At 59.2% G+C, this 13,850-nt stretch carries 13 protein-coding genes and 1 pseudogene; 8 read left to right on the forward strand and 6 right to left on the reverse strand.

Features of this window, described 5'->3' with window-relative positions; genetic code table 11:
* Together ACSQ83_RS34090 and ACSQ83_RS34095 are read right to left on the reverse strand one after the other, a co-directional pair.
* Window positions 1–180 (reverse strand): annotated as a pseudogene (locus ACSQ83_RS34090) (YceI family protein); the annotation flags it as partial.
* A 146-nt stretch (window positions 181–326) separates the two neighbouring features.
* Complete coding sequence (locus ACSQ83_RS34095; RefSeq protein ID WP_436231144.1) at window positions 327–887, reverse strand: cytochrome b; 561 nt, start codon at window positions 885–887, stop codon at window positions 327–329.
* A 502-nt stretch (window positions 888–1,389) separates the two neighbouring features.
* Here ACSQ83_RS34095 and ACSQ83_RS34100 point away from each other — a divergent pair.
* The 5 genes from ACSQ83_RS34100 (at window position 1,390) to ACSQ83_RS34120 (ending at window position 6,130) form a co-directional block, all read left to right on the forward strand.
* The gene (locus tag ACSQ83_RS34100; protein WP_436231145.1) at window positions 1,390–2,190 is read left to right on the forward strand and encodes a paraquat-inducible protein A; all 801 of its coding nucleotides are present in this window, start codon (window positions 1,390–1,392) and stop codon (window positions 2,188–2,190) included.
* The gene (locus ACSQ83_RS34105; protein WP_414969054.1) at window positions 2,187–2,894 is read left to right on the forward strand and encodes a paraquat-inducible protein A; all 708 of its coding nucleotides are present in this window, start codon (window positions 2,187–2,189) and stop codon (window positions 2,892–2,894) included. Before ACSQ83_RS34100 ends, ACSQ83_RS34105 begins: the two co-directional genes overlap by 4 nt.
* Window positions 2,887–4,560 (forward strand): intermembrane transport protein PqiB, encoded by a 1,674-nt coding sequence (locus ACSQ83_RS34110; protein WP_414949404.1) that lies wholly within the window; start codon window positions 2,887–2,889, stop codon window positions 4,558–4,560. The genes ACSQ83_RS34105 and ACSQ83_RS34110 overlap by 8 nt, the downstream gene beginning before the upstream one ends.
* On the forward strand, window positions 4,557–5,282 hold the full coding sequence (locus ACSQ83_RS34115) for a PqiC family protein (protein ID WP_436231146.1): 726 nt from the start codon (window positions 4,557–4,559) through the stop codon (window positions 5,280–5,282). The genes ACSQ83_RS34110 and ACSQ83_RS34115 overlap by 4 nt, the downstream gene beginning before the upstream one ends.
* 230 nt (window positions 5,283–5,512) lie before the next feature.
* Entirely contained in the window at window positions 5,513–6,130 is a 618-nt protein-coding gene (locus ACSQ83_RS34120; protein WP_436231147.1) for a glutathione S-transferase C-terminal domain-containing protein, read from the forward strand.
* Window positions 6,131–6,226: 96 nt separating this feature from the next.
* On the opposite strand, the gene ACSQ83_RS34125 is transcribed toward ACSQ83_RS34120, so the two are convergent.
* The 4 genes from ACSQ83_RS34125 to ACSQ83_RS34140 all read right to left on the reverse strand — a co-directional run bounded on the left by ACSQ83_RS34125 (window position 6,227) and on the right by ACSQ83_RS34140 (window position 10,573).
* Complete coding sequence (locus ACSQ83_RS34125; RefSeq protein ID WP_436231148.1) at window positions 6,227–7,252, reverse strand: alpha/beta hydrolase fold domain-containing protein; 1,026 nt, start codon at window positions 7,250–7,252, stop codon at window positions 6,227–6,229.
* Between the two features lie 727 nt (window positions 7,253–7,979).
* On the reverse strand, window positions 7,980–8,555 hold the full coding sequence (locus ACSQ83_RS34130) for a TetR/AcrR family transcriptional regulator (RefSeq protein WP_414949408.1): 576 nt from the start codon (window positions 8,553–8,555) through the stop codon (window positions 7,980–7,982).
* Between the two features lie 341 nt (window positions 8,556–8,896).
* Window positions 8,897–10,048 (reverse strand): tRNA 2-thiouridine(34) synthase MnmA, encoded by a 1,152-nt coding sequence (gene mnmA, locus ACSQ83_RS34135; RefSeq protein WP_436231149.1) that lies wholly within the window; start codon window positions 10,046–10,048, stop codon window positions 8,897–8,899.
* 39 nt (window positions 10,049–10,087) lie between these two features.
* Window positions 10,088–10,573 carry an NUDIX hydrolase gene (locus ACSQ83_RS34140; RefSeq protein ID WP_436231150.1) on the reverse strand — a complete coding sequence of 162 codons (486 nt, stop codon included), beginning with the start codon at window positions 10,571–10,573 and terminating at the stop codon, window positions 10,088–10,090.
* A gap of 223 nt (window positions 10,574–10,796) precedes the next feature.
* Here ACSQ83_RS34140 and ACSQ83_RS34145 point away from each other — a divergent pair, with 223 nt between their 5' ends.
* The 3 genes from ACSQ83_RS34145 to ACSQ83_RS34155 are packed head-to-tail and all read left to right on the forward strand — an operon-like array spanning window position 10,797 to window position 13,718.
* Window positions 10,797–11,948 (forward strand): Re/Si-specific NAD(P)(+) transhydrogenase subunit alpha, encoded by a 1,152-nt coding sequence (locus tag ACSQ83_RS34145; protein ID WP_414949413.1) that lies wholly within the window; start codon window positions 10,797–10,799, stop codon window positions 11,946–11,948.
* A 1-nt stretch (window position 11,949) separates the two neighbouring features.
* Window positions 11,950–12,279, forward strand: a complete 330-nt coding sequence (locus tag ACSQ83_RS34150) for an NAD(P) transhydrogenase subunit alpha (RefSeq protein WP_414949414.1) — start codon at window positions 11,950–11,952, stop codon at window positions 12,277–12,279.
* A complete protein-coding gene (locus ACSQ83_RS34155; protein WP_436231151.1) occupies window positions 12,276–13,718 on the forward strand; it encodes an NAD(P)(+) transhydrogenase (Re/Si-specific) subunit beta in 1,443 nt (480 codons plus the stop codon). The genes ACSQ83_RS34150 and ACSQ83_RS34155 overlap by 4 nt, the downstream gene beginning before the upstream one ends.
* Window positions 13,719–13,850: the final 132 nt, after the last annotated feature.

Below are 13,850 nucleotides of genomic sequence, written 5' to 3' on the forward strand. Positions count from 1 at the left end.
GAGTTGCGCGGTGAACTTTTTGAACTTGCCTTCGACCGGCACGTTCATTTGCTTCGATGTCGCCGTCACCGTGCTTTTGGTCGTATCGACCTGGGCTTGGGCAAAAGCGGACACCGCCGCGACCAGCGATGCGGCGGATACGCCTGCAAGCAACCAACGGGAAAATTTCGCGTGTTTCATGTCTGTCCTGACGCCACCGGGAAAACCGGTTGAACCGCTATTGAAAAGTCAAACGCAATCCGGCGCAACCCGTGCGGAGGAAACTGGCTATCAACAACAAGGAATCAATTACAGCTCATTTTCGATGAATGCGAACCGGACGATGTTTATCGAAGAAACGGAATCATGCGTGCGAGCAAGCCGTCACGATCGACGAATTGATGCTTCAAAGCAGCCAGCACGTGCATGACGACGAGCACGAGCAGGGTGTAATTCAGGTAAATGTGGACCATCTTCAGCGTGACTTTCAGCGCGTTGTCCGGTCCGATAATCGTCGGCAACGGCACCAGCCCGAGATACACGACCTGAATACCTGCCGCCGAGCTATACAGATAGCCGGACATCGGAATCACCAGCATCAGCGCATAGAGCAGAAAGTGCGTGAGGTGAGCGACGCCTTTTTGCCACGTGGGAATGCGTCGCGGCATGGCCGGAGCCTTATGCGTGGTGCGCCAGAGCACACGCACGACGGCCAGCGCGAAGACCGTCACGCCGATCCATTTGTGCCAGGAGAAATACTTGAGCTTGGTTGGCGTGAAACCGGGAATATCGGTCATGATCCAGCCAAGATAAAAGCCGCATACGATCAGCAGCGCGATCAGCCAGTGAAGGCCGATCGCGGTCCGGCTGTAGCTATCGGAGCTGGCGAAATTCGGGCTGCTTTCCATACGTGATCCACCAGAAAAAGTGCGCAATTGATGACTTGACCCAAGCGGTGTATTGCGCGGTATCCGCAATAACCCCGACGACAAGGTCTCAAGGCCGCCATCCTACCCGAACAAGTAAAAGCCGGCTTTCCGATAAAGAAATAGTTGCCGATCGGTCCACGCCCCGCGTTACAAATCTGATATCAGTGGCTTGTGAAGCGGGCTGGTTTTCCAGGTTTTGTTCAAAAGAGCTTTGTCCAAGGTTAACGCGCCATGCACGCTGGCCATTCCATCTGGGCGATGGATCAAATCCAGTTATGCTCATCGGCAGGGGTCGCTGCAACGCCGGGCCTTAAAGCCGTGACGCGACGGCGAGTCAGGTCTCCGCGCTTCTTCCGCGTGGCGGGCCGCCGTTTGTTACCATGCCCGCTGGCCCGGCCCTTGCTGTTTTATGCAGCCGCCCCAGAACAACGACGTTCAAGAAACTAAAACAACACGCCAGCACGAGCCCAGTATTCCACCTATGGAAGAAGACGATCTAATCGCATGCCACGAGTGCGACACGCTGTTTCATAAGCGCGCCCTGCCGTCCCGCAGTTCCGCGAAATGCACGCGCTGCGGCGCCACGCTCTATCAGAGCGTGTCGTCGAATCTGGACAAGCTTTGCTCCATCACGCTCGCCGCGCTGATCACATTCTTGATCGCGCAGGCCTTTCCTATCGTGGAACTGGAAACGAACGGCATCACGTCGCAAACGACCCTGATTGGTGCAATCGTCGCGTTGTGGGGCGAGAACATGGAAGTGATCGCGACCATGGTTTTCTGCGCGACCATCCTTTTCCCGCTGACCGAATTGGTTGCCATGCTGTATTTGCTCGTGCCGTTGCGCGCGGGTTTCATTCCGGCCGGCTTCAGTCAGGTGCTGCGAGCGATTCAATTCGTGCGGCCGTGGGGAATGATCGAAGTGTTCATGCTGGGCATACTCGTCACGCTGGTGAAAATGGTGAGCATCGCCCGCGTCATTCCTGAGGCGGCGCTTTTTGCGTTCGGTGCGCTGACCTTGCTGTTCGCGGTCATCCTCACCTTCGATCCGCGCGCGCTGTGGGACATCGCCGAGCGTGTCAGCGGTCACGGACCGTTGCGATACACGCCTTTCGGCGGCCTCCGGTCCGGCTCGGTATCGGCTTATGCGGCCACTGCGCATTCCGGCCCGGCATCTGATTTGTTGCATCCGTTCGTGCCAACGCGTGGGCCGCAGCAAAGTCCGCCGATCGGCATGCAGCGGATGCCTCCCGAGGCAGCCGCGCCACCGACCAAGCCATGACCGACAAGCCCAATATTCCCGACACGCCCGGCGCATCCGACGTCCCCGATGCCCCCGGATCTCCCGAGCCAGTATTCACGACGGCCAAGGAAGCCGGGCTGATCGCCTGTCACGCGTGCAACCGTGTGCAAAAGCGCGTGTTCACGGTTGAACGCCAGCTTTGCGTGCGTTGCGGTTCGCCGCTGCATCGGCGTAATCCGGACTCGGTCGCGCGCACCTGGGCGTTGTTGTTGTCCGCCGCGATCCTGTACATTCCGGCGAATTTGTATCCGGTGCTGCACACCTCGTCGATAGTCGGTTCCGAAGACGACACCATCATGAGCGGCGTGGCGATGTTCTGGAACGATGGCGACTATCCGCTCTCCGCGATCATTTTTATCGCCAGTATTCTCGTGCCGATGCTCAAGCTTGGCACGTTGGCGTTTCTCACCTGGGCCACCCAATCGGGCTCCAAGTGGCGTCCTCGCCAGCGCACGACGTTGTACAGAATCGTCGAAAAAATCGGCCGATGGTCAATGCTCGATGTCTTTGTCGTGACACTGACCGTCGCGCTCGTGCGCTTCGGCTCACTCGCCGTCATCACGCCAGGGCCGGGCGCACTTGCGTTCGGCTGCGTGGTGGTGCTCACCATGCTGGCCTCCATGCAATTCGACCCGCGACTGATGTGGGATCACATCGAACCTTCAGGAAAGAAACATGACTAGCCCGCAAGGTCCTTCGAACAACACCGTCAAAGGCCCGAGCGAGCCGTCGCGAAACGCGGGCGGCGGTGGTGGCTTGCCGCCCAATCTGCCTGAGCCGGTCATCGAACCGCGCAGCCGCTGGATCCCGTCGCTCGTCTGGGTCATTCCGCTGATCGCCGCGCTGATCGGCATCGTGCTCGTGGTGAAATCGGTGTCGGGACGCGGACCGACGATCACGATCAGCTTCGTGAGCGCCGAAGGCCTGGAGACAGGCAAGACCAAGGTCAAATACAAGGACGTCGATGTCGGCACGGTCAAGGAGATCACGCTGTCGAAAGATCACTCGCGCGTGCTCGTCGATGTCCAGTTGACCAAGGTCGCCGAGGACTTCGCGGTGAAGGACTCGCGCTTCTGGGTGGTGCGCCCGCGCGTGGCCGCCAGCGGCGTGACCGGACTCGGCACGTTGTTGTCCGGTGCGTATATCGGCGTGGATGCGGGGAAATCGAAAGAGGACGAAACCCATTTTGTCGGGCTCGAAACCCCGCCCGCGGTCACCGGCGATCAAAAAGGACGGCAATTCACCTTGCGCGGTGAGTCGCTGGGTTCCATCGATATAGGTTCGCCTATCTATTACCGGCGCGTGCAGGTCGGGCAAGTCGTCGGCTTTTCGCTCGACAAGGACGGCACGGGCGTCACCATGCAAGTGTTCGTGAACGCGCCGTACGATCAGTACGTCGGGACAAATTCGCGCTGGTGGCACGCAAGCGGCGTCGACCTGCGGCTGGATGCGAGCGGCTTCAAGCTGAACACGCAGTCGCTTGCGACCGTCGTGCTGGGGGGTATCGCCTTCCAGACACCGCCGAATCAGGAGCCCGGGCAGCAGGCGCCGGACAACATGACCTTCCGCCTTGGTTCGGACGAGCAGGACGCCATGCGCGATCCGGACGGCCAGCCAATCCGCGTGGTCATGAATTTCAACCAGTCGCTGCGAGGCTTGTCGGTGGGTGCGCCAATCGATTTCCGCGGCATCCTGCTTGGAAGCGTGACGGGTATCGGGATCGAATACGATGCGAAAACGCGCACCTTCCAGATGCCGGTGACCATGAACATCTATCCGGAGCGGCTGGGCAAGCGCTTCCGGGACGCGGTGCCGCGCCAGAACACCGTGGCCGGACAGGAACTGCTCCAAAAATTGGTGTCGAACGGTTTGCGCGGACAGTTGCGTACCGGCAACCTGTTGACCGGACAGCTTTATGTTGCGCTCGATGTCTTCCCGAAAGCCGCCAAGGCGACGGTGGACCCAAGCGCCGATCCGCTCGAGTTGCCGACCGTGCCGAATACGCTCGACGAGTTGCAACTTCAGGTAGCGGATATCGCGAAGAAACTCGACAAGATTCCGTTCGATGAGATCGGCAACAACCTGAACAGCGCGCTGAAGAACGCGAACGGCCTCTTTAACCAGCTCGGCACGCAAGTTGTGCCCGAAGCACGCGACACGCTTACCGCCGCGCGGAAAACCTTCAACGAGGCACAAAGCACGCTGCAGCAAGACTCGCCGCTGCAGTCAGATGTTCATCAGGCGCTGCAGGAACTCACGCGGACATTGCAATCGCTCAACGCGCTCTCCGATTATCTGGAACGTCATCCGGAATCGCTCGTGCGCGGGAAACCAGGAGATAAGCCATGAGCTTGGCCAGAATATTCAAAGCCGTCGGCGGGGTGTCGGCGATAGGTCTGGTCGCCGCGCTCGCCGCGTGCAGCAGTTCGCCGGCAAGCCGCTTTTATACGCTCGGCGGCAATGCCCCCGCGGCGCCCGCGACGAGAACGGCCGCGCCCGCTTCGTTCTATCTGGAAGTGTCGCCGGTGGACATGCCGCCGCAAGTCGCGAAGAACCAGATGGTCGTGCAGGACGGCTCGGCGCAAGTCCGCGTGCTCGAGGACGAGCGCTGGGCGTCCCTTCCCGCCGACGAAGTCCGGCGCGCGCTGTCGGCGGATTTAACCCAGCAGACGGGGGCGATTGATGTTTATGGCACGCCGCATCCCGATGGCGTGCCGGTGTATCGCGTGAAGGTGAATGTTCAGAGCTTCGAGTCGTCGCCGGGCCGGCGCGCGTTCATCGATGCCGTCTGGAGCGTGCGCGGCGTGAACAACCAAGCAGTGCTGACGTGCCGGACGCAGGCCGAACAAACTGTCGATGCAGGCTATGACGCGCTGGTGGCTGGCCATCGGCGAGCGGTCGATCAACTCGCCAGGGAGATATCCGCCGGGATTCGCACGGTGAGTTCGGTGCCGGTTCCAGGAGCGTCTTCCGCTACAACGGGCAAGGCCGGAAAAGTTGTAGCTCGCGTGCCGTCAGCGCTTCCTTGTCCTCCGACTGCGATGTCCGCCAACGCCGCTCCGGCCCAGTGAGCACGGCTGACCGTGTTTTTGCGCCGTGCCACTGGGCGACGCGGTGCATAAACTGAAGCATCCGTCCTGGGCATGACGTCGGGCTCCGAGACGCAACCCGGTTGCACCGAAAGGTGCGCCGGTTTTTTGTCGCCCGACCACAACGCCGCCATCCCAAATTTACAGTCGGCGCACGTCCGGGCGGTTAAGATCCATCTCCGTGACTACTCTTTGCAGAAACGACAACACAGATGATGAAACTGATCGGTTCGCTCAACAGCCCGTACGTTCGAAAGACGCGGATTGTGATGGCAGAAAAGAAAATCGACTGCGAACTGGTGCTCGAAAACGTCTGGGCATCCGATTCGAAAATCCATAGTTTTAATCCGCTCGGCAAGGTGCCGTGCCTGATTCTGGACGATGGCGAAGCCGTTTTCGATTCTCGCGTGATCTGCGAATACGTCGACACGCTCACGCCGGTCGGCAAACTGCTGCCGCAAGAACGCCGTGAGCGCACGGAAGTTCGATGCTGGGAAGCGCTCGCCGACGGCATGCTCGACGCCGCTGTCCTGATTCGCCTGGAAACTACCCAGCGCGAGGAAGGCCAGCGCAACGAGGCGTGGGTAGCGCGTCAGCAGCGCAAGATTGACGATGGCCTGAAGGCCATGTCGAAGGGGCTCGCCGCCAAGAACTGGTGCTCGGCGAATCACTTCACGCTCGCCGATATCGCTTGCGGTTGCGCGCTCGGATATCTCGATTTCCGTATGCCCAACGTGAACTGGCGCGAGGACTATCCCAATTTGGACAAGCACGTTCAGCGGTTGTCGCTGCGCCAGTCTTTCATCGATACATTGCCGACTGACGCTTAATCGGACGCCGGTCAAAGCGTTAGCGAATGATTGCCACAAAAGAGCCCCATGCGAGTGGCCACTCGCGTGGGGCTTTTTCGTGGCGCGGCGGCTCTCTTATTTCGCCAGCGCCTTCTTCAGCACGGTATTCGCCTGTTCGATCGCGGCACGCGTGGCCGGGGTATTGGCCAATGCGTTCAACATTACGAAATCGTGGATCGTGCCGGCGTAACGCACCGCCGTCACTCGGACGCCGGCCTGCGAAAGCTTGCGCGCGTACGCTTCGCCTTCGTCGCGCAGCACGTCGTTTTCGTCGGTGATGACGAGCGCAGGCGGCAAGCCCTTCAACTGATCAAGCGATGCACGCAGCGGCGACGCCGTGATTTTTTCCCGATCGGCGGCGTTGGGCGCGTAAGCGTCCCAGAACCATTTCATCGCGTTTTTGGTGAGCCACGGGCCATCGGCGAATTCGTTGTACGAGCCGTCGTCGAAACTCGCATCGGTGACCGGGTAGAACAACACCTGGTAACGCAGCGCCGGGCCGCCCTGCTCCTTCGCCATCAACGTCACGGCCGCCGCCATATTGCCGCCGACACTGTCTCCGGCCACGGCCATCCGCGTTGCATCGACATTGAACTGCTTTGCATGCTCGGCCACGTAGCGAGTGGCGGCGTAGGCTTCCTCTGTCGGCACCGGGAATTTCGTTTCCGGCGAGCGATCGTAATCTACGAAGACCACCGCGGCCTGCGCACCGTTCGCGATCTCACGGATCAGGCGGTCGTGCGTATTCTTGTCGCCCAGCACCCAACCGCCGCCGTGGAAATACATGATCACCGGCAGCACGCCCTTGGCGTGAGCGGGACGCACGATCCGGATCGCGATCTTGCCTGTCGGCCCTGCTTCGATCACGCGGTCTTCAATCTGCGCGGCTTCCTTCGACACCGGCTGAGACTGAGCGCCTGCGAGGACGCTGCGGGCATCGGCGGGAGAAAGGGTGTAGATCGGCGGACCTTTTTGCGCCGTGAGCGCATCGATAAACTGCTGCGTCGCGGGCTCGAGCACGGGAGCGGCTTGCGCGGCGGCGCTGACTCCAAGCAATGCAGCAACAGCGGAGGCGATGGCGAAGGATTTGAGCTTGTACATGGTTCTATCCCCGTGAGTAAAAATACGGCGGTTTAGGGCCCGGTGCGAGAACCGGGTTGCTGCGGTGGGTACGGCTGAAACACGGAATGCCGAAAACGAAGTACGAAAAACAAAAAACTGAGGATCGAGGAGCAGGTGACGACGGGTGGTAACGACGAGCAGGAAAACGAACGCGTTTTTATCTACTCATAGATAGATAACTGAGCAACTTAGCGAACGCTTGGCAAACATTGGCGAACATCAGCTAGCTTTTCTGTGAGTAGCCACGTCAACTCCAACGGAGACGACACTACTGACTCGCGCAACTTGCCTGCGGGCACTGGACAGGCGTTCGGCCACTGAACCCCGTCGCTCAGAAACGCAGTGCACGCCAGCCTGATCGGCTAAAAGCAAACAGTCGCTCCCGATTTACCATTGACATGCCAAGCCGCTGCTTCTGGACTGACTTCTTCAATACTTTTTAATGGCGGTAAAAATAACTTCCAAAAAACTTAGGGGCACATAAAATCGGCAACCAAAATCTACCTACTTGAAGATAGATAACTTGATAAATGCTGAATCTGGAACACGTCAAATCATTATTAACAATGATGTCGAAAGTACAGCAGAGCGCACTCGTTTCAACACCTCGCGGCTTCACCCGTCTCATTATTCGATCCCCCTTCCCTCGGGACTCAATTCCTTCGAATAACCGCGCCAAGTAATGCGTTTTCACTCACATCGTGAATCACCGTTTCACAGTTTGAGTGACTTCATCCAAACGCACCTTCGTGTGAAATAACCGGCAGGCCAACAGACTTCCCTGGTACGCCGCGAACAACGCTCGCGCCGCCACATCCGGCTTTCCGTTCACGCGTAGGGTTTCCTGCTTTTCGCCCTCGACCAGCACCTTTGCCAGCCAGGTTTCGTTAGCTTTGAAAAAAGCTTGAACCGCATGGCGAACACCTTCGGGGAGCGATTCAATATCGGCAGCAAGCATTCCGCAAAGACAAACCTGATCGCCTTCGCCCACAATTTTGCCGAACAGCTTCACATACCGGTCCAACTTTTTCTCGGCGGTGGCAGAGCTATCGATGGCGTAAATAGACGACATCACATCTGCGCTGTATGTATTCACCGCTTCGAGCACCAGATCTTCCTTCGACGGAAAATAATAGTGAATGCTCGATGTCTTCACGCCGACCAACGTCGACAAGTCCCGATAACTAAACCCGTTGTAGCCGCGGGTCATCAGCAAAACCTGGGCGTGATCGAGCAATTGCTCGCGCACGGTATTTTTGTCAGGAGTCTTGTCGGTATTCATTTCGATTTTGGTTCGCTACTTCCACAGGGTTCGTCGCGCAGGTGCGGCCCGCTCGTGCTGCCTTGTGTACAGAGTGACGTTCTGATTAATCCGCTGCAACATAGCGATAATTTATCTACTAGCAGATAGATAGTCAAGCTCCGCGTACGATTTTTTGGGACGCTGTCCGCCAAACAACCGCAATTTTTTCCTTCTGGGCTGCTCACAAGGAGCCCAAACGTTACCGGGTATGTACCGATTTTTTATAAATTACTGATTCGACCGCGTTTCCCGCAAGCTCTGCGCAGGAAAAAGCGGGCCGCAGCCCGCTCACATCCTGCACGATGATCTGAACCAGCAAACTACCTGGCCGTGAGCAATGCAGCGCCCGCGTCACGTCGCACAGGCTGGGCAGTTGCTGCCGATTCAATGATCCCGCCGCCCAGGCACACGTCGCCCTGATAAAGCACGGCTGATTGCCCGGGCGTGACGGCCCATTGGGCGTCATCGAAACGGAGCTCAAACTGCCCATCCGCCGGTCCTGACGCACCGACCACGCAAGGCGCATCCGATTGCCGATACCGCGTCTTCGCCGCGCAAACAGTGCCTTCGACCGGCGCTGCCCCCGCGACCCAACTGGTATTGCCGGCCACGAGCGAGTGCGACAGCAGCCACGGATGGTCATGCCCCTGCACCACGTACAGCGTGTTCGACGCCATGTCCTTGCCCGCGACGAACCACGGGTCTCCGCTGCCGTCCTTGCTGCCGCCGAGCCCGATGCCCTTACGCTGACCGAACGTATAAAACGCCAGCCCGACATGCTCGCCGATCACTTTCCCATCGGGTGTTTTCATTGGACCGGGTTGCGTCGGCAGGTAGCGGTTCAGGAACTCGCGAAACGGCCGCTCTCCGATAAAACAAATGCCCGTGGAATCCTTCTTGGCCGCATTGGGCAAGCCGATCTGCGCTGCAATCTCACGAACCTTCGTCTTGGGCATCTCGCCGAGAGGAAACAGCGTCTTCGACAACTGCGCCTGATTCAGCCGATGCAAAAAGTACGACTGATCCTTGGTCGAATCGGTGGCTTTGAGGAGTTCGAACAGCCCGTCACGCTCACGCACGCGGGCATAGTGCCCCGTCGCGATGGTCTCGCCGCCCAGCGACATCGCATGGTCGAGGAAGGCCTTGAACTTGATCTCGGCGTTGCACAGCACGTCCGGATTCGGCGTACGGCCGGCCGAATATTCGCGCAGGAACTCCGCAAACACGCGATCCTTGTATTCGGCCGCGAAGTTGACCGCTTCCACGTCGATCCCGATCAGGTCCGCCACCGACACCACGTCGATCCAGTCCTGCCGCGTCGAACAATATTCGCTGTCGTCGTCATCTTCCCAGTTCTTCATGAACAGGCCAATCACGTCGTAACCCTGCTCCTTGAGCAGCCACGCAGTCACCGACGAATCCACGCCGCCCGACATGCCCACCACGACTTTCTGTTTTCCGGCCTTGCTCATCGCTCTCTCTGCGTTACTTGCCTGAGGCTGAAAATCAGCCTAGGTCCCAGCCTGCACCGGCGCCACCGAGTGCGTATGAATGAAGTCGAGCGGCACGCGGCGCCCGGCGAGGTAGTGTTCGAGGCATTCCAGCACGGCTGGCGACCTGTGCCGGTCGGCGCAAGCGCGCAACTCGTCGGCGGTCAGCCACATGGCCCGCACGATACCCGCGTCGAGCGCCATGCCCGGCACCTCGCCCGATGTCGTGCCGCAGAACGTAAACCGCAAATACGTGACCGATCTTCCCGGCCGTTCAAAATGCGTCAGATACGTACCGACAAGCGCCTCCGGCTCAAAACGATGCGCGGTTTCCTCGAGCGTCTCGCGTTTCACGGCGTCGACGAGTGTTTCTCCCGCTTCCAGATGTCCGGCCGGCTGATTAATCTTGAGCCCGTCCGACGTGTGTTCCTCGATCACGAGAAAGCGCCCGTCACGTTCCACAATTGCCGCGACCGTCACGCGCGGTGTCCATCGTTCTGGTTTCATGGGACGGTATTTTACCGTTTTGCGCGTTTTTACGTCGCCCGCGGAGTTCGTGCACGTTGTTGTCCGATGGCGTCATTTTTCACAAAAGTTTCGGTTACAGTGACGATCAGTCGCAAATAACAGCTTAAATAACCGCTTAATCACGTGCAGGCTTGTTGCTGCAAATCAGCGCGAGCGACTACGCACGGCCATATTAAAAACTAGAACGTGAGGAGGATTGAAGATGCATATCGGAGTGCCTGCCGAAACGCGGGCGAACGAGGCGCGCGTCGCCGCCACGCCGGAGACGGTCAAGAAGCTCGTGTCGCAAGGTCACCGGGTCACGGTGCAGCGCGGCGCGGGTGTGCCAGCGAGTTATATCGACGATGCCTACGCCACTGCCGGCGCCGAGCTGGTCGATGTCAACACCGCGTTTGCCGCTGATCTCGTCCTCAAGGTTCATTCGCCCAACGAAGCCGAATTGCTGCTGCTGAAATCCGGCGCGGTGATTGCCGGCATGCTCGATCCGTTCAACGCCGATAACAACGCGCGCCTGGCCGCTTCTGGCATCACCGCATTTGCGCTGGAAGCCGCGCCGCGTACTACGCGTGCACAGAGCCTGGACGTTTTGTCGTCGCAGGCGAATATCGCCGGGTACAAGGCCGTGCTGGTGGCAAGCAATATCTATCAGCGCTTCATGCCAATGTTGATGACCGCCGCCGGCACCGTCAAAGCCGCGCGCGTGCTCGTGCTCGGCGCGGGCGTGGCGGGCTTGCAGGCTATCGCTACGGCCAAGCGGCTCGGCGCGGTGATCGAAGCCTCCGATGTGCGTCCCGCCGTAAAGGAGCAAATCGAATCGCTGGGCGCGAAGTTCCTCGACGTTCCCTACGAAACCGATGAAGAACGCGAAGCCGCGGTTGGCGTTGGCGGTTACGCGCGCCCTATGCCGCCAAGCTGGCTCGCGCGGCAATCCGCGCTGGTGGCCGAACGTGCAAAACAAGCCGATATCGTCATCGCGACCGCGCTGATTCCCGGCCGTCCCGCGCCTACGTTGATCGCCGCGGAAACCGTCCAGGCGATGAAACCGGGTTCGGTCATCGTCGATCTGGCAGCGGGTCGCGGCGCCGAATACGAAGGTCGTCGTGGCGGCAATTGTCCGCTGACCGAAGTCGATCAGGTCGTGACGAAACATGGCGTGCATCTGGTCGGTTACACGAATCTCGCTTCCATGGTCGCCGCCGATGCCTCCGCCCTCTACGCTCGCAACCTGCTTGATTTCATCAAGTTGATTGTGTCGAAGGAAGGGACGCTGAACATCGATATGGCCGACGATATTGTCGCCGCCACGCTCCTGTGCCGCGACGGCCAGGTCACGCGCGGAATAAAAGGAGACTGACATGGAACTGGTAAATCACACGGTCATCAACCTGATCATCTTCGTGCTGGCGATCTACGTCGGTTATCACGTGGTGTGGAATGTCACGCCCGCGTTGCACACGCCCTTGATGGCGGTGACGAACGCGATTTCCGCGATCGTGATCGTCGGCGCAATGCTTGCAGCCGGCCTGACGATAGGCGGTGCCGGCAAGTTCTTCGGCACGCTCGCGGTGTTGTTGGCGGCGGTCAATGTGTTCGGCGGCTTCCTGGTCACGCGGCGAATGCTTGAGATGTTCAAGAAGAAAGCGCCCAAGCAGATTACTAACGCTTCGAAGGGGGCCGCGCAATGAGCATGAGCGTTGTCACTCTCCTGTATCTCATCGCCTCGGTGTGTTTCATCCAGGCGCTCAAAGGGCTGTCGAATCCGAAGACGGCGCGCATCGGCAATACGTTCGGCATGGCCGGCATGGCGATCGCGATTCTCACGACCATCGCGTTGATCGTGAAGCAGGCAGCGGCGCTGGGGTCGGATCTGTCGCTCGGGCTTGGCTTGCTGTTCGCAGCGCTCGTGGTCGGCGGTGCGGTTGGCGCGTATGTCGCGGCGAAAGTCGAGATGACGAAGATGCCGGAACTCGTCGCCGCGATGCACTCGCTGATCGGTCTGGCCGCCGTATGTATCGCTTATGCCGTTGTTTCGGAACCCTCAGCATTTGGTCTTGCCGCGTTGGGTGAACCGATTCCCGTGGGCAATCGCGTGGAATTGTTTATTGGCACGTTTGTGGGTGCGATCACGTTTTCCGGGTCGGTTATTGCGTTCGGCAAGCTCTCGGGCAAGTATCAATTCCGCTTGTTCAAGGGCGCGCCGGTCGTGTATCCCGGCCAGCACATGATCAACCTGCTACTGGCTATCGCAATGCTTGGGTTCGGCATTATCTTCATGCTGACGCAATCGTGGTTGCCGTTCGTGATCATGACGCTGATCGCGTTCGCGCTCGGCGTGCTGATCATCATCCCGATCGGCGGCGCGGATATGCCCGTGGTCGTGTCCATGCTGAATTCGTATTCGGGCTGGGCGGCGGCCGGTATCGGCTTCTCGTTGAATAACCCGATGCTGATTATTGCCGGCTCGTTGGTGGGATCGTCGGGTGCGATTCTGTCGTACATCATGTGCCGCGCGATGAACCGCTCGTTCTTCAACGTGCTGTTGGGCGGGTTCGGTAACGAAGGCGGTGCGGCGGCAACGGGCGGTGCGCAAGAGCAACGTCTGGTGAAATCCGGTTCCGCCGATGACGCCGCGTTCATGCTCGGCAATGCGGAAACGGTGGTGATCGTGCCGGGTTATGGCTTGGCAGTGGCGCGCGCTCAACACGCGCTGAAGGAACTCACCGATAAGCTGATCGAGAAAGGCATCGACGTGAAGTACGCGATTCACCCGGTGGCTGGTCGGATGCCTGGGCATATGAACGTGTTGCTGGCTGAAGCCGAAGTGGACTATGAGTTGGTCCACGAGATGGAAGATATCAACGGTGAGTTTCAGCAGACGGACGTGGTGCTCGTGCTCGGGGCGAATGACGTGGTGAACCCGGCGGCGAAGACCGATCCGAAATCGGTGATTGCGGGCATGCCGATTCTGGAGGCTTATCGGGCGAAGACGATTATCGTGAACAAACGGTCCATGGCGGCGGGTTATGCCGGGCTGGATAACGAACTGTTCTATATGGACAAGACGATGATGGTTTTTGGGGACGCCAAGAAGGTGATCGAGGATATGGTGAAGGCGGTGGAGTGAAGTTGTTGTAGCGAAAGACGAAGCGCCGGTGTGCTCTTGCAGGCCACCGGCGTTTTTGTTGATCTGTAGTGCCCGCCAGCGTATAGCCCGTTCCCTTCCCCTCCCCCGCGTACAATATCCCCCTTCGATTCC

It is taken from the genome of Caballeronia sp. LjRoot29 (genome assembly GCF_964252755.1).
Classification (GTDB): domain Bacteria; phylum Pseudomonadota; class Gammaproteobacteria; order Burkholderiales; family Burkholderiaceae; genus Caballeronia.

Bases quoted from the DNA above. Each gene is read 5' to 3' on its own strand.
- ACSQ83_RS34095 (WP_436231144.1), bottom strand. From the start codon at position 887: ATGGAAAGCAGCCCGAATTTCGCCAGCTCCGATAGCTACAGCCGGACC.
- ACSQ83_RS34100 (WP_436231145.1), top strand. From the start codon at position 1,390: ATGGAAGAAGACGATCTAATCGCATGCCACGAGTGCGACACGCTGTTT.
- ACSQ83_RS34105 (WP_414969054.1), top strand. From the start codon at position 2,187: ATGACCGACAAGCCCAATATTCCCGACACGCCCGGCGCATCCGACGTC.
- ACSQ83_RS34110 (WP_414949404.1), top strand. From the start codon at position 2,887: ATGACTAGCCCGCAAGGTCCTTCGAACAACACCGTCAAAGGCCCGAGC.
- ACSQ83_RS34115 (WP_436231146.1), top strand. From the start codon at position 4,557: ATGAGCTTGGCCAGAATATTCAAAGCCGTCGGCGGGGTGTCGGCGATA.
- ACSQ83_RS34120 (WP_436231147.1), top strand. From the start codon at position 5,513: ATGATGAAACTGATCGGTTCGCTCAACAGCCCGTACGTTCGAAAGACG.
- ACSQ83_RS34125 (WP_436231148.1), bottom strand. From the start codon at position 7,252: ATGTACAAGCTCAAATCCTTCGCCATCGCCTCCGCTGTTGCTGCATTG.
- ACSQ83_RS34130 (WP_414949408.1), bottom strand. From the start codon at position 8,555: ATGAATACCGACAAGACTCCTGACAAAAATACCGTGCGCGAGCAATTG.
- mnmA (WP_436231149.1), bottom strand. From the start codon at position 10,048: ATGAGCAAGGCCGGAAAACAGAAAGTCGTGGTGGGCATGTCGGGCGGC.
- ACSQ83_RS34140 (WP_436231150.1), bottom strand. From the start codon at position 10,573: ATGAAACCAGAACGATGGACACCGCGCGTGACGGTCGCGGCAATTGTG.
- ACSQ83_RS34145 (WP_414949413.1), top strand. From the start codon at position 10,797: ATGCATATCGGAGTGCCTGCCGAAACGCGGGCGAACGAGGCGCGCGTC.
- ACSQ83_RS34150 (WP_414949414.1), top strand. From the start codon at position 11,950: ATGGAACTGGTAAATCACACGGTCATCAACCTGATCATCTTCGTGCTG.
- ACSQ83_RS34155 (WP_436231151.1), top strand. From the start codon at position 12,276: ATGAGCATGAGCGTTGTCACTCTCCTGTATCTCATCGCCTCGGTGTGT.